The following is a 341-nucleotide window of genomic DNA, read 5'->3' as shown; positions in this document are numbered from 1 at the left end:
GCCCCGCGGATGATCCGTCCCTGGTGCTCCAACGGGCAGTAGATCCGCCCACCGCGCGAGCTCTGGTAGACGAAGCGCTCGACGCGCACCACTCCATATGGACTTTGGTAGTCCTTGGCATCACGCCCGCGCGCGGTCAGTTTCATCGCCCCGACGCGAATCGGACTGCCGTCGGTGTCGAAGCGCTTCAGCGCCTCCTCGGTGGCGCAACCTCCGACGGCATTGGTCGCTTCCTGGATCGCCCCTTCCATCTCCAGCAACGTGCCCCGAAGGTCCACCGTGACCTCAACCGTCACTGTCGTCCCCGTTCTTCTGACCACTTTCGCCACGACGAAGCCTTC

At 64.5% G+C, this 341-nt stretch carries 1 pseudogene; it reads right to left on the bottom strand.

Annotated elements, in window-relative coordinates:
• Positions 1-341, bottom strand: a pseudogene (locus D779_RS20750) (ISKra4 family transposase); the annotation flags it as partial.

It is taken from the genome of Imhoffiella purpurea (assembly GCF_000585215.1).
Classification (GTDB): Bacteria; Pseudomonadota; Gammaproteobacteria; order Chromatiales; family Chromatiaceae; genus Imhoffiella; species Imhoffiella purpurea.
Note: the sequence above shows the minus strand (reverse complement) of the source record. Positions and strands in the feature narration are given on the sequence as shown.